The organism is Crocosphaera sp. XPORK-15E, assembly GCF_034931425.1.
Taxonomy (GTDB): Bacteria; Cyanobacteriota; Cyanobacteriia; order Cyanobacteriales; family Microcystaceae; genus UHCC-0190.
Genome location: NZ_JAYGHQ010000009.1, coordinates 53,589 through 74,460 on the forward strand (window position 1 = coordinate 53,589; position 20,872 = coordinate 74,460).

At 39.3% G+C, this 20,872-nt stretch carries 20 protein-coding genes; 7 read left to right on the top strand and 13 right to left on the bottom strand.

What is annotated here, in order from left to right:
• Positions 1 to 89 precede the first annotated feature (89 nt).
• Positions 90 to 1,472 carry an HD domain-containing phosphohydrolase gene (locus VB691_RS10985; RefSeq protein ID WP_323291535.1) on the bottom strand — a complete coding sequence of 461 codons (1,383 nt, stop codon included), beginning with the start codon at positions 1,470 to 1,472 and terminating at the stop codon, positions 90 to 92.
• Positions 1,473 to 1,597: 125 nt separating this feature from the next.
• On the opposite strand from VB691_RS10985, the gene VB691_RS10990 reads away from it, so the two are divergent.
• From VB691_RS10990 to VB691_RS11000, 3 genes are all read left to right on the top strand, one after another.
• Positions 1,598 to 1,873, top strand: coding sequence for a BrnT family toxin (locus tag VB691_RS10990; protein WP_323291536.1), 276 nt, complete (start codon positions 1,598 to 1,600; stop codon positions 1,871 to 1,873).
• 3 nt (positions 1,874 to 1,876) lie between these two features.
• The gene (locus VB691_RS10995) at positions 1,877 to 2,146 is read left to right on the top strand and encodes a hypothetical protein (RefSeq protein WP_323291537.1); all 270 of its coding nucleotides are present in this window, start codon (positions 1,877 to 1,879) and stop codon (positions 2,144 to 2,146) included.
• Between the two features lie 65 nt (positions 2,147 to 2,211).
• Complete coding sequence (locus VB691_RS11000) at positions 2,212 to 3,510, top strand: cytosine deaminase (RefSeq protein ID WP_323291538.1); 1,299 nt, start codon at positions 2,212 to 2,214, stop codon at positions 3,508 to 3,510.
• Between the two features lie 75 nt (positions 3,511 to 3,585).
• Here the strand turns inward: VB691_RS11000 and VB691_RS11005 are convergent, their stop codons facing one another.
• The 4 genes from VB691_RS11005 to VB691_RS11020 form a co-directional block, all read right to left on the bottom strand.
• A complete protein-coding gene (locus VB691_RS11005) occupies positions 3,586 to 5,355 on the bottom strand; it encodes an iron uptake porin (RefSeq protein WP_416244986.1) in 1,770 nt (589 codons plus the stop codon).
• 245 nt (positions 5,356 to 5,600) lie between these two features.
• Positions 5,601 to 7,376 (bottom strand): iron uptake porin, encoded by a 1,776-nt coding sequence (locus VB691_RS11010; RefSeq protein WP_323291539.1) that lies wholly within the window; start codon positions 7,374 to 7,376, stop codon positions 5,601 to 5,603.
• 43 nt (positions 7,377 to 7,419) lie between these two features.
• The gene (gene phoU, locus VB691_RS11015; RefSeq protein ID WP_323291540.1) at positions 7,420 to 8,088 is read right to left on the bottom strand and encodes a phosphate signaling complex protein PhoU; all 669 of its coding nucleotides are present in this window, start codon (positions 8,086 to 8,088) and stop codon (positions 7,420 to 7,422) included.
• A 75-nt stretch (positions 8,089 to 8,163) separates the two neighbouring features.
• On the bottom strand, positions 8,164 to 9,462 hold the full coding sequence (locus VB691_RS11020; RefSeq protein WP_323291779.1) for a sensor histidine kinase: 1,299 nt from the start codon (positions 9,460 to 9,462) through the stop codon (positions 8,164 to 8,166).
• Positions 9,463 to 9,588: 126 nt separating this feature from the next.
• Between VB691_RS11020 and VB691_RS11025 the strand changes: the two genes are divergently transcribed.
• The gene (locus tag VB691_RS11025; protein ID WP_323291541.1) at positions 9,589 to 10,716 is read left to right on the top strand and encodes an SGNH/GDSL hydrolase family protein; all 1,128 of its coding nucleotides are present in this window, start codon (positions 9,589 to 9,591) and stop codon (positions 10,714 to 10,716) included.
• Positions 10,717 to 10,850: 134 nt separating this feature from the next.
• Positions 10,851 to 12,182, top strand: coding sequence for a glycerophosphodiester phosphodiesterase family protein (locus VB691_RS11030; RefSeq protein WP_323291542.1), 1,332 nt, complete (start codon positions 10,851 to 10,853; stop codon positions 12,180 to 12,182).
• 60 nt (positions 12,183 to 12,242) lie between these two features.
• On the opposite strand, the gene VB691_RS11035 is transcribed toward VB691_RS11030, so the two are convergent.
• Both VB691_RS11035 and clpB read right to left on the bottom strand, forming a co-directional pair.
• Positions 12,243 to 12,866 carry a Uma2 family endonuclease gene (locus VB691_RS11035; protein ID WP_323291543.1) on the bottom strand — a complete coding sequence of 208 codons (624 nt, stop codon included), beginning with the start codon at positions 12,864 to 12,866 and terminating at the stop codon, positions 12,243 to 12,245.
• Positions 12,867 to 12,988: 122 nt separating this feature from the next.
• Positions 12,989 to 15,607 (bottom strand): ATP-dependent chaperone ClpB, encoded by a 2,619-nt coding sequence (clpB, locus tag VB691_RS11040; protein WP_323291544.1) that lies wholly within the window; start codon positions 15,605 to 15,607, stop codon positions 12,989 to 12,991.
• A gap of 230 nt (positions 15,608 to 15,837) precedes the next feature.
• Between clpB and VB691_RS11045 the strand changes: the two genes are divergently transcribed.
• Both VB691_RS11045 and VB691_RS11050 read left to right on the top strand, forming a co-directional pair.
• Positions 15,838 to 16,077, top strand: coding sequence for a helix-turn-helix transcriptional regulator (locus tag VB691_RS11045; RefSeq protein ID WP_323291545.1), 240 nt, complete (start codon positions 15,838 to 15,840; stop codon positions 16,075 to 16,077).
• Positions 16,064 to 16,243 carry a hypothetical protein gene (locus VB691_RS11050; RefSeq protein ID WP_323291546.1) on the top strand — a complete coding sequence of 60 codons (180 nt, stop codon included), beginning with the start codon at positions 16,064 to 16,066 and terminating at the stop codon, positions 16,241 to 16,243. Before VB691_RS11045 ends, VB691_RS11050 begins: the two co-directional genes overlap by 14 nt.
• A 1-nt stretch (position 16,244) precedes the next feature.
• Here the strand turns inward: VB691_RS11050 and VB691_RS11055 are convergent, their stop codons facing one another.
• Genes VB691_RS11055 through VB691_RS11080 form a run of 6 tightly spaced genes read right to left on the bottom strand, consistent with a single transcriptional unit; the run spans position 16,245 to position 20,788 of the window.
• Positions 16,245 to 16,970: a DNA methyltransferase gene (locus tag VB691_RS11055; RefSeq protein ID WP_323291547.1), complete on the bottom strand. Its 726-nt coding sequence runs from the start codon at positions 16,968 to 16,970 to the stop codon at positions 16,245 to 16,247.
• Positions 16,971 to 17,028: 58 nt separating this feature from the next.
• Positions 17,029 to 17,475 carry a DUF3531 family protein gene (locus VB691_RS11060; RefSeq protein WP_323291548.1) on the bottom strand — a complete coding sequence of 149 codons (447 nt, stop codon included), beginning with the start codon at positions 17,473 to 17,475 and terminating at the stop codon, positions 17,029 to 17,031.
• Positions 17,476 to 17,493: 18 nt separating this feature from the next.
• Positions 17,494 to 18,087, bottom strand: coding sequence for a CPBP family intramembrane glutamic endopeptidase (locus tag VB691_RS11065; protein ID WP_323291549.1), 594 nt, complete (start codon positions 18,085 to 18,087; stop codon positions 17,494 to 17,496).
• Positions 18,080 to 19,141: a DUF3326 domain-containing protein gene (locus tag VB691_RS11070; protein WP_323291550.1), complete on the bottom strand. Its 1,062-nt coding sequence runs from the start codon at positions 19,139 to 19,141 to the stop codon at positions 18,080 to 18,082. The genes VB691_RS11065 and VB691_RS11070 overlap by 8 nt, the downstream gene beginning before the upstream one ends.
• Positions 19,142 to 19,145: 4 nt before the next feature.
• Complete coding sequence (locus tag VB691_RS11075; protein ID WP_323291551.1) at positions 19,146 to 19,820, bottom strand: class I SAM-dependent methyltransferase; 675 nt, start codon at positions 19,818 to 19,820, stop codon at positions 19,146 to 19,148.
• On the bottom strand, positions 19,817 to 20,788 hold the full coding sequence (locus VB691_RS11080) for an alpha/beta hydrolase family protein (protein WP_323291552.1): 972 nt from the start codon (positions 20,786 to 20,788) through the stop codon (positions 19,817 to 19,819). The genes VB691_RS11075 and VB691_RS11080 overlap by 4 nt, the downstream gene beginning before the upstream one ends.
• Positions 20,789 to 20,872 lie beyond the last annotated feature (84 nt).

The following is a 20,872-nucleotide window of genomic DNA, read 5'->3' on the forward strand; positions in this document are numbered from 1 at the left end:
GCTGACTGAGGGAATGCTGACTGAGGGAATGCTGACTGAGGGAATGCTGACTGAGGGAATGCTGACTGAGCGAAGTCGAAGTCAGCACTTCATTTTGTCGCTTCTTCTAACCAGATAGCGGGAAGTTGACTAGGCCTATCTGGTAACGCCATTAACCCCATTTCCGTGAGACGAATGATCGTAGTCAGGGAGTCGAGTAAGGTAGGATCAAACCAAGTATCTCGATAGTCCAGACATTTTTCTAAAGCTTCCCCTAAACTCAGAGGAAGGCGATCGCCCCTCGGTTGGGTTAATTCTTGGAAGTGGGCAACTAACCCTAAAATTCGGGCCTCTATCATAATTTCTTCCCCTTTTAACCCATTGGGTTTGCCGCTACCATCCCAATTCTCTAATTGATGTTTAACAATCTCTTTGATAGCATCAAGTTCGGGCATGGTAGATAATAAGTGGGCCCCTAAAACTGAGCGATCGCGCCAAAAGGCATAACTCGAATCGTTTAATTGTTTTGGGGTTTGTCTAAAAACCTCTGACGGGGCTTCTGCTAATCCGATACGATAGAGTAAACCGGCCAAACGGAGTCTTCTGAGTTTTAGGGTAGGTAAGTCGATTAATTGTCCCAGGGTTTCTGCTAAGGCCGATACCTGTAGGGAGGCGATGGGATTATCTTTATCTCTTTCATCAACCCGTTGAGCCATTCTTAAAAAGGCTTGTAACTTACTGGCGGCTAAATTGCGGTTTAATCTCAGAGCCTGACCTTCTAAGTCTACCAGTTCCCGCGTTTGACGGTTAATGGTGACTAATTTTTGTTGACTGGTTTGTAAATAGGTGACAATGCGGGAGACAACACTACTGAGATCGGTTTTTCCCTCACTAGGCATTGTGGCGATTTGGCTTTGAATTTCAGTTAATTTATCGGCTAATTCTGGGTTATAAGGACGCATTTCCTCGATTAAAATTTGAGCAGCCTTTTCTACAGGTGTGCGATCAAATGTCCAAAGTCCGTAGAATTTTCGCTCTGTATCAACTTGGGGTTGGGTATCTGCGCGATATTCTTCGGGGGAAAGTTCATGACATAGCAGCATAGCGGCATAGTCTGGGGCTAAAATGATCAGATTCCATTCATGAATCAGGGGATCATCTTCTTCCAAATTAACTAAGGAAACCTGGTCTAATTTCCCTGTTTTATGACTCTCAAACCCACTATCGGCCACTGCTGCGATCGCAATATGACGGGAACATTGAGCAATGTCATAATAACGATCAGCCTCTTGTAAATACCATTTACCTCGTTGGAAAGTGACAAGCACTAAGGGATATTGTTCGGGAGTCTCTGGGGTACTCTGTAAAATATGGTCTTCTAAGGCGTGACAAAGGGCAACTAGGGTATTTTTGAAGTAAACACCATAACTTGAGGGTAGTTGACCATCAGGAAGGGCGGATTTGAGTTGGTTTAGGGTAGACTCAGGTAACATTAGGGATTGGCTAAATGGCTCTTGATAGGGTTATTTTAAACTAAAGCATAACTATAGCTTATCTGATTAATCAATCAAATTGTGCATCCCGAAAATTGCTATTCTTGAAGCAGAAACTTCAAACCATGAAACAATTTAACTGGAATGAGGATAAAAACAGGCAACTTCAGCAAGAACGAGGAATTACCTTTGATGATATTATAAAATTAATTCAACAAGGCAACCTACTAGATGTTATTCAACATTACAATGCTGATAAATACCCTAATCAAAAAATTTTTATTGTTCAACTAGATAGTTATGTTTATCTTGTTCCTTTTGTAGAAACTGACTTGGAAATTTTTCTTAAAACAATTATTCCTAGTCGTAAAATGACCAAAAAATATTTAGGAGATAATTAAACAATGAACTCCCTAAACCCAGAAGAAAAAAATATATTAGATAGTGTTGAACAAGGTGAATGGCAAAGCGTCGATCATCTTTCTGAAGAAATTAATCGTTATCGAGAGTATGCAAATCGTCATATAAATCGGCAAACAATAGAAGTTATGCTATCAGTAGAAGATGCTCGAAAAATTCAAGGGTTAGCCCATCAACTAGGTACATCTGTTGTTGATTTAAGTCAGGAAATCTTGCATAGATACTTGCAAGGAGAATTTCAAGAAATACAATAATTTTTGTTCTTTTATAAAACCCTTACTTAAAAAGTATACTTTAATATAATTTATTCTCACAACAAATGTTTAATAATTTAGGCGATCGCTATTGGCTCAAAAATGCTCATATTCCTTTCTGTTTGTTAGAAAATATGACTAATTTTCCTCAAACTAGAGAAGGATTATGTAATATTGATCTAGAAATTTATCAAGGTAAAATCAGTCAAATTCTTCCGAGTAATTCTACTTTACCAGATCTTCCTGGGATTGATCTAAAAAAAGGGATTATTTTCCCTGGATTTATTGATCTTCATACTCATTTAGATAAGGGACATATTTGGGAGCGATCGCCGAATTTATTAGGGACTTTTGATCAAGCATTAATTACGGCTAAAAAAGATGCTCAAACCTATTGGAAACCCGAAGATGTTTATCAACGGATGGAATTTGGATTAAAATGTAGTTATGCTCAGGGAACCGTTGCTATTAGAACTCATTTAGATTCGTTTGGGGAACAGGCAAAAATAAGTTTTGAGGTGTTTAAATTTTTACAAAAAAAATGGCAAAATAAACTTATACTTCAAGCAGTTTCTTTAGTGGGCTTGGATTATTTTTTAACAGATGAAGGAGAACAATTAGCCGATTATGTCGCTGAAAATCAATCAATTTTAGGGGGCGTTGCTTATATGAATCCCCAGTTAGATCAACAATTAGATCGGTTTTTTAGTTTAGCAAAAGAACGAAATTTAGATCTAGATTTTCATGCAGATGAAACAGGAGATCCTAATTCAATTTGTTTACAAAAAATTGCTCAAGCAGCCATCAGAAATCAATTTACAGGGAAGATTTTATGTGGTCATTGTTGTAGTTTATCAGTTCAATCTCCTGATGTTATTAACCAAACAATTAAGTTAGTAAAAAAAGCCAATATTAGTATTGTCAGCTTACCTATGTGTAATTTATATTTACAGGATAGAAACCCAAATCACACTCCAAACTGGCGAGGTATTACTGATGTTCATAGCTTAAACAAAGCAGGAATTCCTGTTGCTTTTGCTAGTGATAATTGCCGAGATCCTTTTTATGGATTTGGGGATCATGATGGTTTAGAAGTATTAAAAGAAGCGGTGAGAATTGCCCATTTAGATACTGCTTATGATGACTGGGTTTGTAGCGTAAATAAAACCCCTGCTGAGATAATGGGATTAAGCAATTTAGGAAGAATTGGTGTAGATTTAAGTGCAGATTTAGTGATTTTTAAAGCTCGTTATTTTAGTGAATTATTTTCCCGTCATCAAAGTGATCGCATTGTTTTGCGTCAAGGAAAATCCATTGATACAACCTTACCTGATTATAGTGAATTAGATGAGTTGGTTTTGTAAAAAATAAAAAGTAGGGGCAATTCATGAATTGCCCCTACAGAATTAGACTAATTTTAGCTCAAGACGTAAGCAGTCTTAGAACTCAAAAGTAGTCCGCAAAGCACCCACCCAGATACTATTAGTGAACTCATCCCCTTCAGGATTGATGATCACATAGAAACCAGGGGTTAACAATATGTTGTCATTAAGAGGGTACATATACTGGGCTTGAACAATGTAAGGGGTATCCTTATCAGGAACCGCTAAATCCCCCGTAAACGCATCAATACGACGGGCTGTGACAAATTGACCGCCAGCAACGTTAAAAACAGCCCCTTCCTTGAAGACATCAACGACAGAAAGGTTAGCACTCCAGTTCCATAAATCAGCACCAAACCCACTGCGATCGCGTCCACTGGTATCTCTTCCTTGGGCGCGGGCTAAACCATAACCCCCCCAAGCAGTTAGGTGGAACGTCTTGTTGATGCGCCAGTCCCCTTGAATCCCATAATTATCTTGTAAGACAGGCGCACCTAAGAACGGATTACTGGCCACACGGCTACCATTACTATTACTCGTATTGACACGATCTTCAGCGTAGTAAGAGTTAAGGTAAGTAAAGGTTAGACCTAGACTGTCTGTAGGATAAACCCCTAACTGACCCCCAGCACTGTAGCTACCATTAAACATACCTCGTCCGAGATCGGGACTATTCCCATCTCCAGTTGGCGTTAAATACAAACCTCTGACAACAACTTTCTTGTCAAACAAGCTATAGTTGAAACCGCCCCCAATGTTTTCATTACCCCGGAAAACCAGGGGATTATAACGCAGGAATCGATTCAAGGAACCTGTCCCCGACTCTTGCAGGAAGGGGTTGCCCACATCAAAGATGTTGTCGATGTCCATGGCACTGGTTCCGACAAAACCGGTGAAGTTACCGATGGGGAAGCGATAGAAAACATCGTCCAATGCAACGTTAGCATTCTCAGGAATATCATGTCCTAAGCGGGCCATGTTGGTTCCGGTTGCCGTATTGTAGTTGACGATATTACCAGATTGAACACGAACTCTCAAACGGTCTTTTCCGGTAAAACTGGTATCAAAATTGAGACGAGTCCGAAACCCAAGAGTCGCATTATCATCAATGCGTCGACGGGTGCTTGCGCCCAGTCTGCCCTGATTAAATAAATCTCGTTGGCGAGAATCAATTGCCCGTTCCCCTGATGCTGAGGAGGCAGTAAAGAGGACTTGCCCTCTTAATTTGGTTGTCGTCGAAAATTGATGATCTTCGAGGAAGGAAACCCGTTCTTCGAGATTACTAACTCTGGCACCCAAAGCCGCTAATTCGGCTTCAAATTCTTGGGCTAACCGTTTCAGCTTTTCAATATCTTCCCGTAAAACGGCTACATTTTCTTGTAATAACCGTTCAATGGTATTTAAACAGGCATTCAACCCCGCCGCAAATTCCCAACGAGAGGTGGCCCGGTTGCCTCGGAAGGTGCGGTCAGGATAACCGACAATACAACCATAACGCTCGACTAAACTGCGTAAAGCTTCATAAGCCCAGTCCGTGGGGGAAACATCCTGTAACTCAGAAATACTGGTTACTTGGGACATAGACTCAGTAGAACCAGCATCGGTGAATTGTTTGCTAGTATCGCGGTTTAAGGGAGTTTTCAGTTGTGGACGATTTTGCAGAACCCCTAAAGCTTCTTCGGGGGAAATCATATCAGCAGTGGGGGCCGATTCGGTAGACCCTTCAATTGTAGGGTTAGGGCCAGCCATTGCGCCTTGGGTTACTAGGAGGGAAAATCCTAGGGCGACTGACATTGACTTCAGCATTCGCGTTAATAACGTTGACATAAATACAATCCTCACACCTGGAATTAAGCCAGCTTAATCATGGAATCTGGACAGACTAATAAATTCTATCCTAAATGTCTATTTTTAATAAAAGGTTAAAAAATAGCAAGTTTTTTTTTCTTAAGGAAAATTTTCCCCTTTCCCTGGAATCATCATGTATTCCAGTTGACATCAAGCAGAAAAATCTTAAGATTAAAGATTTTTACTCTTAACTAATCTTTAACCTTCAATCTCAAGCCTTTGCCTTAAAACGTAAAGGTAGTCCGAATCGCACCCACCCAGATACTATTGTTTAATTCATTGCCATCAGGGCGCAAAACCACATAGAAACCAGGGGTTAACAAGATATTATCGTTTAAGGGATACTTGTACTGAGTTTCGATGATGTAGGGCGTATCCTTATCAGGCACGGCCAAATCTCCCGGAATGGCATCAATGCGACGGGCCGTAACATATTGACCCCCGGCCACAGACAAAACAGCCCCTTCTTTGCCAAAATCTACCACAGACAGGGCGGCACTCCATGTCCACAAATCCGCACCGAACCCACGACGATTTTCACCGTTGAGATCTTCGCCTTGGGCCCGGGCCAACGCATAACCGCCCCAAGCAGTCAGGTGAAACATCTCATTAATGCGCCAGTCTCCTTGAATGCCATAGCTATCCCGCAGCGTTGCTGCACCTAAGAAGGGATCTCTCGAAACCCCTCGGCCGGTTTGACTGGTACGGAAGTTACTTTCTACTGAACTTCCATTACTAGAGGAGGTATTAACATCATCTTCCGTGAAATAGGAAAGCAGATAAGTAAAGGTGAAATCTAGATTATCCGCGGGATAAATTCCTAGCTGACCCCCCGCGCTATAGTTACCATTAAACATCCCTTCTCCTAAATCTGGACTATTCCCATTTTCTGTCAGGTAAAGTCCTCTAATTACCACTAGATCATCAAAGAGTTTATAGGCAAAACCGCCTCCTATGCCTTCAGGGCCACGAAAAACCAGAGGATTATAACGAATAAACCTAGATAAGCCTCCTGTTCCCGAACTAGCTAAGAAAGGGTTTCCTACATCAAAAATGTCATCAATATCAAGGGAGTTAGCTCCTACCCAAGTGGTTAAGTTACCTACAGAGAAACGATAGTAGAGATCCCCAATGCGAGCATTGGCATCATTAAAGATATCGTGTCCCAAGCGGGCCATATCGGTTCCGGTAAAGTTGGCATAGTTTACGAGATTTCCCGCTTCTATCCTTGTTCTCAGGCGATCTTTTCCGGTAAAACTGGTATCTAAATTTAGCCGAGTCCGAAAGCCGAGAGTCGCATTATCATCAATCCGACGGCGTTCACCACGAAGCCTTCCTTGATTAAACAAATCTTGTTCCCGTGCGTCTAAGGCCCTTTCTCCCCAAGCAGCAGAGGCGGTAAATAGCACTTCTCCATTTAACTTGGTAGTGCTGGAAAATTGATGATCTTCCAGAAAAGAAACCCGTTCTTCTAAATTACTAACTCTTGCACCCAGGGCCGCTAATTCGGCTTCAAATTCTTGGGCCAACCGTTTCAGCTTTTCAATATCTTCCCGTAAAACGGCTACATTTTCCTGCAATAACCGTTCAATGGTATTTAAACAGGCATTTAACCCCGCCGCAAATTCCCAACGAGAGGTGGCCCTGTTGCCCCTGAAAGTGCGGTCAGGATAACCGACAATACAACCATAACGTTCTACTAAACTGCGTAAAGCTTCATAGGCCCAGTCGGTGGGGGAAACATCTTGTAACTCAGAAATACTGGTTACTTGAGACATAGGGGCAGCAGAAGTCCCATCAGTAAACTGTTTACTATTATCTTGATTTAAGGGGGTTTTTAGTTCAGGACGATTTTGCAGAATTCCTAAGGCTTCTTGAGGAGAAATAACCTCAGACTCAGGAGATGGCAAACTTTGGGCCAGGGTATTTTGGGCAACAAACAAAAATAATCCTGTTGCTATCGGGGTTATTTTAATCAATTGGGAAACTAATTTCCACATAAATACAATCCTCACACATATATCAATTCGATTTTAATTGTGATTAACCCCGATGACCAGTAACAATATAAGAAACACGCTGAGCAATATTAGTAGAATGGTCGGCCATTCTTTCTAAATGACGAATCACTAGGGCTAATAATAAAAAGGGTTCAATTACCCCTTTAATGTCTCGCTGATAGGCTAAAAGTTGATAGAGTTCTTCGTAGGCATCATCTACAGTGTCATCTAATCCCTTAACTCTTGGCCCGGCACCTGCGTCTAAATCTGCTAAGGCCACTAAGCTTGTTGCTAACATCATTTGAGCATGGGCTGACATTGCCGCTATCTCTGACATACAAGGATGAGGCTCATAAGTAAACAATTTTACAGCAATTTCTCCTAGATCTTTCGCATAGTCTCCAATTCGCTCTAAATCTCTTACCAACTGCATAAAGGCACTCAACAAACGCAAATCTTGAGCAACGGGAGATTGCAGCGTCATCAATGTGGCACAATCTAGTTCAATTTTGCGATAATAACGGTCGATTTGTTTGTCAAGAGCAGAAATTTTCTCGGCTGCCTCAATTTCTCTTTCAAATAGGGACTTATGACTGAGACGAAAAGATTCCTCTACTAAGGTTCCCATTCGTAAAACTTCCTGTTCGAGTCGTTTAAGACATCGTTCAAAGTAGGTACGTTCGGGATAATTATTCTGAGTAGATAAGTTCATTTTATTTATCCTTAACCTATCCCTAACATAACAGCCTAAGCTGAGATTTAGTATCCATTTTTATTGTAGCTTGTCTCAAATTTCTACTGGTAAAATTATTTGTGTCCAAGCTCCTCCTGTATCTGGGTGATTTTGAGCAATAATTGTTCCTCCATGAGCGTGAATAATTTCTTGAGCGATCGCCAGTCCTAAACCACTTCCCTTGTGTAATGATTGTTCTGGAGAACCTTGACGAGTACGAGAAGGATCACCGCGATATAAGCGATCAAAAATATGGGGTAAATCTGTCTCTAAAAATCCTTCTCCTTCGTCTAAAATATTAATTTCTATGGCATTATTTTCAGGATTTATTGTGCCATAAATCGTAATTTCTGTGTTAGGGGGACTATGTTTAATACTATTATCTAAAAGATTGATAAAAACCTGCATTAAGCGAGAGTGATCGCCTAAAAATTCCAGTTCATTTAGTCCTTGATAGTTTAAGTTTATCTGTTTTTGTTGTGCTAAGGGGTCTAAGATTTGCCAGGTAGATAAAATGACTTCTCGTAATTGCAAAGGTTGACGGGACAAGGTTTGATAGGGGTTTTCTTCTAGTTGACTTAAATCCAACCAATCTTTAACTAAACTAATAAGACGACGGGTTTCTTTTAACATTTGCTCAACCCAACGACGCTCTGGCTCTTGTAAACGGGTTTGTAACCGTTCAGAAACTAAAGAAATAGAGGTTAGAGGGGTGCGTAATTCATGGGTAAGATCGGAAAAAGCGCGATCACGGGAACGGGATAATTCTATCAAAGGCTGTTGATTTTCAATAAATACCTCAATTTGTCCTTGAGAGAGGGGATAACTAAAGCCTTTGAGTGCGATAGAAGCAGCGATCGGGCGTTTGGTTTGATAATTTTCTATGGTGATGTTTTGAGGGGCATAAGTGATAGGATAAAACACCCATTCATTGATTTGAGGGGTTTGGGTTTGACGGGTTTGTTCAATCAGTTGATCGAGTTCGTAGGAACGGACTAATTCCAGAAAAAGGCGAATTTGTCCAGGTTTCCAGCGATCAATTTGTAACAATTCTTGAGCTTTTTGGTTACACCAAAGCAGTTGATTTTCTTCGTCAACCCGTAAATAGGCGATCGGTGCATGATCTAAAGATTCTTGTCTTAATTGTAGTTCTTGTTGTTGGCGATCGCATTCTTGTTTGAGATAAAGAATTTCTCGCTTGATCAAAGAAATAGTTGGTAATGATCCTAACAAATCTTCTGTATCTGGCGATGCGGTTAAAACGTTTTTTAGTTGAGATTTTAGGGCATAACGGTTCCACAAAAGAATAGCGATGCCAACCAATAAACCTAGAATAAAGAAAAACAAGGTTATATAAGAGATTTTATAGACATTGCCATTATTGTACGTTCCTTTTGAAATGAATCCTAAAACGGGTTGAAAATTTTTTAATGGTGGGTTAGGGTAGAGGCAAAATTGGACAGTTAATTTAACCAAATTATGAATCAGCAGCACTCTCGCACGATTGTCAGTGTTTTGGTTGGTTTATGTAGCCTCTTACCGACAACGAAAATACTAGCTCAAGATGTTACAGGCCAACTCAATGAGATTACGACACAATTTAATCTACTATTAGAGCAGGAAATCTCCGACCTCAACTCAGAATTAGCTGGTGTCAATATTGCCCTATTTGATGTCAACACACTTTATAAGGATGTGTTTCCCAACGAGTTTACTAATTTTACTTCCGGTTGTATTCAAGGGCCTCCTCTCTCTCCTTTCATTGCGCCAACCAGTATTTGTGACAATCCTGATGAATTTGTTTATATTGATAACACTCACCCAACTTCAGCAGCCGCGGGACGCATTGCAGATGTTGCTCTAGAAGCTCTTGATATGGGCGTAGTTGATTCGGTGAATGAAATTTTTATCTTTGGTGACAGTCTCAGCGATCGCAACAATTTATTTAGTTTTTCCGGTGGCATGATCCCGCCAACCATCGCCCCTTTTGGCCCCCTGGCAGGAAGTCCCCTTTATAGTTCTGGGGCCTTTACTAATAATCTATTATGGTGGGAAAACCTCATCAGCGATCTAGGGGTGTCAAATCCGGTAGCTTACTACCAAAACTTACCCACAGATCCCACTGGTGGCATTAATTTTGCTCTTTCTGGCTCAACGACAGGACAAGATAATGCGGGCAATACGATGAATCCTCCCTTTCCTGTGGATTTACCAGGGGTTACAGACCAAATTAATACCTTTGCTGGTTTATTTGGCCCAGGGGAGCAGGCCAACCCTGACGCACTCTATGTTATTTGGGCAGGAGCTAACAACTTTTTAGGGGCGTTTGCACCCATGACTCCTGATAATCCTTTCGCACCGTTTAATGATTTCACTACCAATGCTCAACAACCTGTAGACGATATTGCCGCAGCGATCGCAATTTTGCATGGTTTAGGGGCAAGAAATTTCTTGATAGGTAATCTATTTGAGATAGGAGATATCCCCTTGGCAGAGGAATTTGAGGTAATAAGTGCAGCTTCTACACCTGAACCCTCGACTGCGACACCCTTAGCTATTTTGTTGGGTTTAGGATTGTTTGCAAGAATCCAACAGCGACAGCATTAAAGAAGTCAGAAGTAAAACTTTCTCTCTACTTAGTGACTATTTATAAATTGTTAATAAGATGCTTACTTACCCTTAACTCAGGCTTAAAACTTTGCCTATAGAATCATCATGTTAATGAAAAATTGTGAGGAGAGATGATGATTCGCTTGGTAAAAGTATTATTATTAGTTACAGCAACATTGTCCATCATGCCTACTGCAAAAGTTATGGCAAACACTCTTGTTATCGGCCATCGTGGTGCTAGTGCATTTCGTCCCGAACACACTTTAGCTGCTTACGAATTAGCCATTGATTTAGGGGCAGATTTTGTTGAACCTGACTTAGTTTCCACTAGAGATGGTGTCTTAATTGCACGTCATGAAAATGACTTATCAGGAACAACAGATGTAGCTAGTAAGTTTCCTGATCGTTTAACAACAAAAATGATTGATGGAGACATGGTTACCGGATACTTTTCCGAGGACTTTACCCTAGCAGAATTAAAGACGTTACGAGCAGTAGAAAGAATTCCTGGGACTCGTCCTGGTAACACTATTTATGATGGAATGTTTGAAATTCCCACCCTCGAAGAAATCATTGATTTAGTCAATCAAAAAAGCGCAGAAACAGGCCGAGATATTGGTATTTATCCCGAAACTAAGCATCCTACTTTCTTTGCAGAAGAAGGAACATTTTTCGGGGGTGCAGAAGATGGAGATTCTATTAATATCTCTTTAGGACAACTATTAATTAATACTTTAGTTGCTAATAATTTTACTGATCCTAATCGGGTATTTATTCAGTCCTTTGAGTTTGCGAACTTGATTGAACTGCAAAATACTATTATGCCTAATGCGGGAGTTGATATTCCTTTAGTACAGCTTTATGGTTCCACTAATTTACCTACTGCTAGTAGTTTTGATCGTCCCTATGATATCTTTTTCAATGCTCAAAATGGGGCAGATCTGTCCGCAATTTATGGCTGTGTTTTTACCACTGCTGAAGGGGGTGGACTTGATGTTAATACGGGTTATGGCAACTTAGATAATGCTGCGACTTTGCAGTGTATGGGTGATACTTATGCGGAAGGAGTTGGCCCTTGGAAAAACAGTCTTTTACCTCGTATTTCTATTCCTCCTGTCGATGGAAATGGGGACGGAAATGCCCAAATTACCAGCCAATTAACGGGAGAAGTTACACCCTTTGTTGATGATGCTCATGCTGCTGGTTTAGTGGTGCATCCTTATACTTTACGGCCAGAAGAAGTCTTTTTGACCTTAAATGCTGACGGAACTCCTCAAACATTAGCTGATGAGGTAAAACAGTTAGTCGGTATTGGGGTTGATGGTTTGTTCTGTGATGATCCTGGAACTTGTCGTCAAACCGTTGATGAGCTTGAGGCCGCATCTGTTCCCGAACCAAGTATGACCTTTGGTTTAGGGGTTTTACCCTTATTAGGTTGGTTGCGTCGTCGTCGTAACAAATAAATTCTAAACACACTGTAGGGGCAGTTTTTTGACTAAACTTACCCCTCATTTCTAATAGTTTTAATAACCTATTTTTCCAATTCCCGAAGCATCAAGAATATGTGCTACAGTTAATTTTAATTCTGGAAAGATAGCAGAAGTGATAATATCTTGTTCCCGAAAAGATTTGACTTCATATTTACCATCAATAAGATTATAAACAAAAACTGTGGGTACTTTGGGATTACCTAAATAATTACGGGAAGCAATCGCTAAATAATCCACAATCCAATATTCTTGAATTCCTAATCTTTCATATTCATCTAATTTATCAATATAATCATCATCCCAATTAGTCGAAGTAACTTCTACAGCTAATTCAAGAGGTTCAATAATTGCTCCATAAGTAGTAACATTGGCATTCCAGATGGAACCTTTTACCACACTAACATCAGGAATACGTCCCCTTTCTTGTTCTTCTTTTGTTAAAGTTCTGATGATAATATCTTTATCAACAATATAGTCTAATTTTAGACGTTCACTTTCTCGATCAAAAGCTTTTACTAAGAATCTAGCAACATTTTTATGCGCCCTGATTGCTTCCACTTTAACAAATTCTCCATGAATTAATTCAAATTTTCCTTCTCCTTGAGGATATTGTCTAAGATATTCTTCAAATGTCAATTTAATACTGGTTGAGATCATAGTTTTTTTTTAGATTTTTTTCTATGTAGTTAAACACATTTTCCCTTTCATTTGTAATAGCAGTTCAGTGAAAAAATTGTAAGGGCATAATAATATTATGCCCTTATTATGGGATTTTTTGATTAAACCGTTAACATCTCAGAAGGTAAACGTTTAAAGCTCAATCTTTCATCTTCTACATCTACAAAGATCGTGTCTCCTGCTTTAAATTCTCCCTTAAGAATTGACTTAGCAATGGAAGTCTCTAAATACTTTTGTACTGCACGTTTTAAAGGTCTTGCACCATACACCGGATCATAACCGATATCTGCTACAAAATCTAAGGCAGCTTCTGCTAATTTGAGAAACATTTTTTGCTCTTCTAAACGACTTCTCAGCAGTTGAACTTGTAGCTTAACAATTTCCCGTAATTGAGACTTCTGTAACCCATGAAAGATGATCATTTCATCAATACGGTTGAGAAATTCTGGGCGGAAATTATTACGCATTGCATCCATTACACGGGAACGCATTTCATCATAACGAGAATCGTCTCCTGCGACATCTAAAATATATTGAGAACCGATATTACTGGTCATGATAATGATAGTATTCTTAAAGTCTACAGTGCGACCTTGAGAATCAGTTAAACGTCCATCATCAAGGATTTGTAACATCACATTGAAGACATCAGCATGGGCTTTTTCTATCTCATCAAAGAGGATAACGGAGTAGGGACGACGACGAATTGCTTCGGTTAATTGTCCCCCTTCATCATAGCCTACATATCCGGGAGGCGCACCCATTAAACGAGATACGCTATGCTTCTCCATATACTCGGACATATCAATACGAACTAAAGCTTCTTCTGTATCAAAAAGATTTTGTGCAAGTGCCTTTGCTAATTCTGTTTTACCGACCCCTGTTGGCCCTAAAAAAATGAAGCTTGCTGTGGGACGATTGGGATCAGAAAGTCCTGCACGAGAACGCTGAATTGCTTCTGATACAGCAGTTACAGCTTCTTCTTGCCCAATAACTTTCTGGTGAAGTTCTTCCTCTAAATTTAATAGTTTTTCTTTCTCAGATTCGATTAATTTACTGAGGGGAATTCCTGTCCATTTAGAGATGATTTCAGCAATATCTGACTCTAATACTTCCTCCCGTAATAAGGTTTTACCTGTGGTTTGGCGTTCGGCAATTTTGCTTTCTAGTTCTTTAACTTGTCGCTGTAAATCTGTTAGTTTACCATAGCGTAATTCAGCCGCTTTATTGAGATCGTAATCTCGCTCAGCTTGTTGAATTTCCAAGTTAACTTGGTCAATGGTTTCCTTGACTTTGCGAATCTGATCAATGACTTCTTTTTCCGATTGCCATTGAGCATTTAGTTGAGATTGTTCTTCTTTGAGATCAGCGAGTTCTTTCTCTAACTTTTCTAACCGTTCACGGGAAGCCCTATCTTCTTCTTTTTGTAAAGAAAGTCGTTCCATTTCTAACTGAAGAACCTTGCGATCAACTTCGTCTAATTCTTCTGGTTTAGAGGTTATTTCCATTTTCAATTTAGCAGCAGCTTCATCCACTAAATCAATGGCTTTATCCGGTAGGAAACGATCACTAATATAACGGTTAGATAACATGGCCGCAGCGACTACTGCTGTATCGGCAATTTTTACCCCATGATGGACTTCATAACGTTCTTTTAGTCCCCGTAAAATGGAAATTGTATCAACTACATTGGGTTCATCTACTAATACTGATTGAAAACGCCGTTCTAAGGCTGCATCTTTCTCAATATACTTGCGATATTCATCTAGAGTTGTTGCTCCAATACAGCGCAATTCTCCCCGTGCTAACATGGGTTTTAAGAGGTTCCCTGCATCCATGGCCCCTTGGGTTGCTCCTGCTCCCACAACGGTATGAATTTCATCAATAAACATGACAATATTGCCTTGGGAATCTGTTACTTCTTTGAGAACTGCTTTCAGTCTTTCTTCAAATTCTCCGCGATATTTTGCCCCGGCAATTAATGCTCCCATATCCAAAGCAATTAACTTTCTATCCCGCAAAGATTCGGGGACATCTCTGTTAATAATTCGTTGGGCTAAACCTTCGACAATGGCAGTTTTACCGACTCCAGGTTCCCCAATTAAAACAGGATTATTTTTGGTTCTACGGGATAAAATTTGAATGGTTCGACGAATTTCATCATCCCTACCAATGACTGGATCTAGTTTACCTTCTCTGGCTAATTGGGTCAAATCTCGCCCATATTTTTCTAAGGATTCATATTTTCCTTCGGGGTTTTGATCGGTCACTTTTTGATTGCCTCGGATTTCTTTAATTATGTCTTTTAAGTTAGCTTCTGTTAGACCAAATTCCTTGAATAAATTTTTACCAAAATGGTCATCTTTTGCATAGGCTAACAAAAGATGTTCAATGGAAATATAGTCATCTTCAAATTCTTTCCGAAACTGTTCACTTTTGTCAAGAAGACTGTCTAAACTGCGTCCTAAATAAACAGATTCACCAGGGTTAGATACTTTGGGTTGACGACGAATAAAATCATCTGTTCTATCCCGTAATTTTTGAACACTAATGTTAGCTTTATTAAAAATACTGATAGCAAGTCCCTCTTGTTCTAAGAGAGATTTCATTAAGTGTTCGGTTTCAATTTGTTGATGACTATTTTGCTTGGCAATATCGGGGGTTCGGACTATCGCTTCCCAAGCTTTTTCGGTAAATTGATTGGGGTTAGTGGGTTGCATTGTTAGAAATATCTATAGTTCATTATATTGCTATTGTAATCTGGGTTAATGTAAAGGTTAAGGCGGTTTTCCCTACTTTTTTGGGTTGGGTTTTCCATGTCATTTTTGCTTTAAAAAAACTTCAGTTAGTTCTAATTCCTTCTGCTGTCAACCAATATCCTATTTTGGTATATTCCCAAAAAGGTTATTAAATTAAAACATAGTCATCATAGAGCTTTAAGTCACCTTAAATGACTTTGATTTTTAGTCCGAGATATAGACGTTTTCGAGAATTGCTGATTCAAGCTCGTCTTGAAAAGAACATCACTCAAGTAGAATTAGCCAAAAAATTAGGTAAACCACAATCTTACATTTCTAAGTATGAACGGGGAGAAAGACGACTAGACTTAATTGAATTTTTAGACATTGCTGATGCTCTTATGATTGATCCCTATGAATTTATTAGGCAGTTAAAAGATGGGAATTCTTGACCTTTGGGATATTAGTCGTGAAGACTTAAATCAATTAATTGAAACTAATCCAAGTTTACAAAGAAGTCATCTTATAGCTTCTTTAATACCTGTAACGTTTCCTCCTAAACCTCCATTTTATCTTGACATAATACCTTTATTGGAAAGTCACATTAATCAGGAATAATTTAATGCTTTTTTACAAAGACAATAAAATAAGAATGATTTTTTCTAGCGTGTTTTTGCTTTTTTAAACGACTAATATTCGGTTTATTATTACGGACTAAAATAAATAAATCTTTAGTATAAAATCCATAGGATTCATATTGATTAATAATCTCAACATGAGTTAACCACTGTTTTCCAGCACTAACTTCATCTTGGCATTTAATAATTAAAATTCCCTGTTTTTTCAAGACACGATAAGCTTCTATTCCAGCACGAAAATACATATCCGTTACAGCACCGTGCCATTTTGGGGTTCCTTGATGCTGAGTATCACAATTTTGTTCATTTCCATGAGAATAAGCTTCTCTAAAAGTATGATGACTACCACAACCTGCTTTTTCTCCTTTTTGACGATAAAATCCCTCCATATAAGGAGGATCTAAAACAACACAATCAATTGAATCATTATCATAAGGCAACTGACGACAATCAACACCAGTTGCAATATCAGTCGCTTTTATTTGATAAAGTTCATGAGGAATATTGCGCCAAAATACTCCTTTTCCATAAGTAACATCGGCGACAATTGAACCAAGAGGAAGGTGAAGGGATAGAATTTCTGGAAAAATTTCAGCACTTGTGCCAACATAAGCAGAAACAACAACTTGAGATGTTGATTTTCCTCCCTGCTTTCGTTGATTAGTTGCTTGTGTTTGTTCAAATAATTGAAGTTGATGATTATCCATTGGAAACAATTTATCTATAACATAATTGATCTATTTCATTATGATCTTTTAACTAAAATTAATTATCAGAAAACATCGCATCTTGTCTACGATCAACCCTCCAATCTTCATTTTCTCCCCCAATAATTAACTTATTAATGTTGACATATTCCTTGCTTAATTGATTGAGAGAATTAATTAAAATATCCAGAGAAATTAAATCACTGGTTCCCAAATCAAACCAACACCTTCCCCAAGTTCCTTCATACTGAAATTCTGCCATATTGTGCATGGGGGCCATCATAATATGATCAGACATCTCTATGTTATATTCCATATAACTAATATCAACCCCCATATCTTGTACTTGCAGATTTTCTGCGTTAAAAGCCCCTAATTTGCCCAAATAAAACCAGGAATTAAACACCTCCTCTATATATTGTTGTTCCATAGAAGAAGGAGTCGTTTCAAACTCCAACCAAATCCATAAATCAAAAGGATTAAACTCTCTAAATTGTACTTCCATAGGATAAATCTTCACCAATTAAGAAACAACATCACCCTGGCTTTTTCCCAGTTTCCACAAACTACTTGATACCCAATTAGTAATAATATGGGCTACAATGGGAATCGCTAAATTACCTGTAACTAAGGCACTATAACCTAAAGCAAAACCAACAACAGTCGCCCAGACAACATAAGGCCATTGTTGAACTCCACTTAAATGAAGTACCCCAAACACCATACTTGAGACAATAACTGCTAATAAATCAAAACCCAAAGCGGGTAACATCACCCCACGGAATAACAATTCTTCACTTAAACCAGGCAATAAACCCAACCAAATTAAATCAGGCCAAACTAAGGGTTTAATCACTAATTCTAAATAGGAATCAGCACTTTGACGATAAGCTGGCCAGAGTCGATAAATTAAACTACTGGCCACAATAATTCCCCCAGATAAGCCCATGCCAAATAAGAAAGCTTGGCTCGTTAATTCTACTTCTAATAAAGCAACTGATCCCAACCTTTGCCAGACTTTGGCAATGATTAATAAAATGATGGCAGTTACTCCCATCACCACTAAAATTTGAGTACGGGTTAAGGGTTCGATATCGGATGAATTCTGATTACTCACAGGTTTGAGACAAACACGCTAAAGAGGATATTTGAGGACGCAAAGCATCGACACTAATGCCAGCCCGATGAGCTACTAAAACACCTAACGCCTCCAAATACGAGTGTACCTTAATTGCCTCAATTCCTAGAGATTCAGGGGTAACATGAAGTTGAGTCTGATTGTCCGTAACGGCGATGATGCGGGCATTATGTTGACTAAAACTCAGCATAGCACTTCCCCCACAAGCTGTCTCAGGAATCACCACCGCATCCACAGCCTCTGTCCAAATTTCCCCGACTGAACGTTCGGTACAAAACTGAGGGGCGCGACTTAACCCCACCAAGACACAGGGTAAAAATGTATAGCCCAATTCTTCAGCCGCTGCACGGGGTGAAATGGTGGGATCAAGTGGTAGCGGTCGTAAGGCGGGGGCATGGGCGGCAGGAAGGCGAAATTGACGCACTATGAGGTGAGAAATAACAGCCTCTGCACCCGCTAAGGGGTCAACTCCTTGGCCATGACGATAATTTTCTAAGACGAGACTCTCAACTTCATCGGGAAACCTGGCCACAACTGCGATCGCCGTTGCCTCTGCTTTGGTGATCAGGGTTTCTGCGGCCCTCAATAAGCTGTCGGGGTTGCCAATGGTTCCCCAACTTGCCCCAGAATGGGCTGTACGGAGTTCGACGTTTAAAGGGGCATCAGTTACAATATAATCGGTTAAATCGAGTCCTAGGGTCGCTCTGGTGGCTTCCGCAGCTTGGAGATGGCGGGTTTTTAAGTCGGGTTCGATCGCTTGGTCTAAAATGAGGCCAACGCGGTTTTGATGTACGCTTTGCAGTCCCCATTTTCCTTGGGCAAAGCGATCGAGTCCATAGCCTTCGACATAATAAGTGTTAGGTAGGGGCCAGTAAAGTTGGGCCCCGTTGAGAACATTGGGATGAGTGATCAGGCGATCGCAGATTTGTGAGATAGCCCGCGCAACGGGTAAGGCATCTCCTGCATAACCTCCAATAGCAGCCCCAATGCCTGTCGGAACGAGCAAAACAACGGTATAAGGGCGATTATTCATACTATTAATTAATTCGTTGATACTCAATCAAAACTTGTTCAACGGATGGATTATTAACATCATGGTAAGGGGTTCGAGAAATTTCTTTATAGCCTAATTGATGAAATTGGGATAATTCTAATGCTGAAACTGGCCAAGGTGGCCCCTCTGGGGTGTCTTCTGTTGCTCTAATTCTTGTCATAATTAATAGGGTTCCTCCTGGTTTAATTAAAGATGCGATCGCTGCTATGACTTGCTTTCTAATGCTTAAGGGTAAGGCTTGAATCGTTTTTGATTCAAAGATCAGATCAAAGCTGTTTTGCCAACTAGCATCTAAAGCTAATAAATCAGCAACTAAGTAATTAACGGAAGAATTAGGAAAACGTTTTTTACACCATTCAATAGCAGTGGGAGCAATATCAAAAGCGGTAACACTTGCACCTTTATTCGCTAATATTTCTGCATCATCTCCTAATCCACAGCCAATAACTAAGGCTTTTTTTTGAGAAATATCAGATGTTTCTAACCAGTTTTCCAAGGCAGGATGATGACTCATTTTTGCCCAAGGAATTTGATCCGTATTACCAGATGATTCTTGATAAATTACATCAAACCATCCTGTAAAATCATCTTGTTTTTGATATTCCAGAGATAAGTCAACAATTTTTTGTCTAATATCATTTAACTGTTGTTCATTCATTGGGTTAAGTCATTATCTGTTAACCATTTTATTATAGCTTGGGAAAGGACAGGATCAAGGGGCCGTTTCATAGCGGTAATAAAATCTTCATCTGGTGTCCCTAATCTTCTAAAACTATGATCTAACCCTGGAAAAATATGAGTTGTAACCTGAATATTTCCCGCTTCTATTAAGGCTTTTTGTGTTAATAAAGCTTCAGTAGGTGGAGTATTATGATCTAATTCTCCATGTAACAATAAAACAGGACATTTTATTTGATGAATAAAGCTATGGGGAGGATATTCTAGATGTTCTTTCCAGAGAGGAAGATAAAAGTCTTGTGACCAAGTTTCATCCCCTAATTTATAATAATTGTTTCCTTGTTTTGCTTGTTGAAATAATTGATCCAAGTCAACATAAACCCAATAAATTAAAGGGAAAATTTCTTTTAAATTATTGATTGTTTCTTGCTCTAATTTCCAAAAATTATCTCGTTGCCAAGTTAAAATATATTCTAAGTCATGATAAATACCGCCTTGCCAAATATAAAAAGAGATATCAGAGCTTTCAGAGGCTAACATTAAAGCAATAAACGCCCCTTCACTCTGCCCTAAAACACCAATTTTATTATGATCAATCTCTGGTAATTGTTTTAACCAGTTTAAGGCTTCTCTAGCATCATCTAACAAGTCCAATAAGCTAACATCTTTACAATCTCCTTCACTTTCTCCACAGCCTCGTTTATCATATCTAAAGGTCGCAATTCCGAGAGCTTGAAAGATTTTTGCTTCATCTTTAAATAAGTTTCTTTGGGGTAAGGGAACAGGAAAAAAATCGGTTTTTGAGTTATCTAAATTACCATCACGGGTTTGAGGGAATGATCCCCCAATAAATAAACAAACAGGAGGTTTATTGATGCCGTCTGGTAAAGTTAAAGTTCCTTTAACTTTATTGCCGTTTGACATAAAATATGCTAGATGTTCACTCATGATTTTTTATGATCTGTTTCAAACATTCTCAGGTTATAATATAACAGACGCAAAATAAATTACGCTAAAATACAAGGAAAGAGT

Excerpts from the sequence above, each read along its gene's own strand:
- VB691_RS10985 (WP_323291535.1), bottom strand. The coding sequence starts at position 1,472 with ATGTTACCTGAGTCTACCCTAAACCAACTCAAATCCGCCCTTCCTGAT.
- VB691_RS10990 (WP_323291536.1), top strand. The coding sequence starts at position 1,598 with ATGAAACAATTTAACTGGAATGAGGATAAAAACAGGCAACTTCAGCAA.
- VB691_RS10995 (WP_323291537.1), top strand. The coding sequence starts at position 1,877 with ATGAACTCCCTAAACCCAGAAGAAAAAAATATATTAGATAGTGTTGAA.
- VB691_RS11000 (WP_323291538.1), top strand. The coding sequence starts at position 2,212 with ATGTTTAATAATTTAGGCGATCGCTATTGGCTCAAAAATGCTCATATT.
- VB691_RS11005 (WP_416244986.1), bottom strand. The coding sequence starts at position 5,355 with ATGTCAACGTTATTAACGCGAATGCTGAAGTCAATGTCAGTCGCCCTA.
- VB691_RS11010 (WP_323291539.1), bottom strand. The coding sequence starts at position 7,376 with ATGTGGAAATTAGTTTCCCAATTGATTAAAATAACCCCGATAGCAACA.
- phoU (WP_323291540.1), bottom strand. The coding sequence starts at position 8,088 with ATGAACTTATCTACTCAGAATAATTATCCCGAACGTACCTACTTTGAA.
- VB691_RS11025 (WP_323291541.1), top strand. The coding sequence starts at position 9,589 with ATGAATCAGCAGCACTCTCGCACGATTGTCAGTGTTTTGGTTGGTTTA.
- VB691_RS11030 (WP_323291542.1), top strand. The coding sequence starts at position 10,851 with ATGATGATTCGCTTGGTAAAAGTATTATTATTAGTTACAGCAACATTG.
- VB691_RS11035 (WP_323291543.1), bottom strand. The coding sequence starts at position 12,866 with ATGATCTCAACCAGTATTAAATTGACATTTGAAGAATATCTTAGACAA.
- clpB (WP_323291544.1), bottom strand. The coding sequence starts at position 15,607 with ATGCAACCCACTAACCCCAATCAATTTACCGAAAAAGCTTGGGAAGCG.
- VB691_RS11045 (WP_323291545.1), top strand. The coding sequence starts at position 15,838 with ATGACTTTGATTTTTAGTCCGAGATATAGACGTTTTCGAGAATTGCTG.
- VB691_RS11050 (WP_323291546.1), top strand. The coding sequence starts at position 16,064 with ATGGGAATTCTTGACCTTTGGGATATTAGTCGTGAAGACTTAAATCAA.
- VB691_RS11055 (WP_323291547.1), bottom strand. The coding sequence starts at position 16,970 with ATGGATAATCATCAACTTCAATTATTTGAACAAACACAAGCAACTAAT.
- VB691_RS11060 (WP_323291548.1), bottom strand. The coding sequence starts at position 17,475 with ATGGAAGTACAATTTAGAGAGTTTAATCCTTTTGATTTATGGATTTGG.
- VB691_RS11070 (WP_323291550.1), bottom strand. The coding sequence starts at position 19,141 with ATGAATAATCGCCCTTATACCGTTGTTTTGCTCGTTCCGACAGGCATT.
- VB691_RS11075 (WP_323291551.1), bottom strand. The coding sequence starts at position 19,820 with ATGAATGAACAACAGTTAAATGATATTAGACAAAAAATTGTTGACTTA.
- VB691_RS11080 (WP_323291552.1), bottom strand. The coding sequence starts at position 20,788 with ATGAGTGAACATCTAGCATATTTTATGTCAAACGGCAATAAAGTTAAA.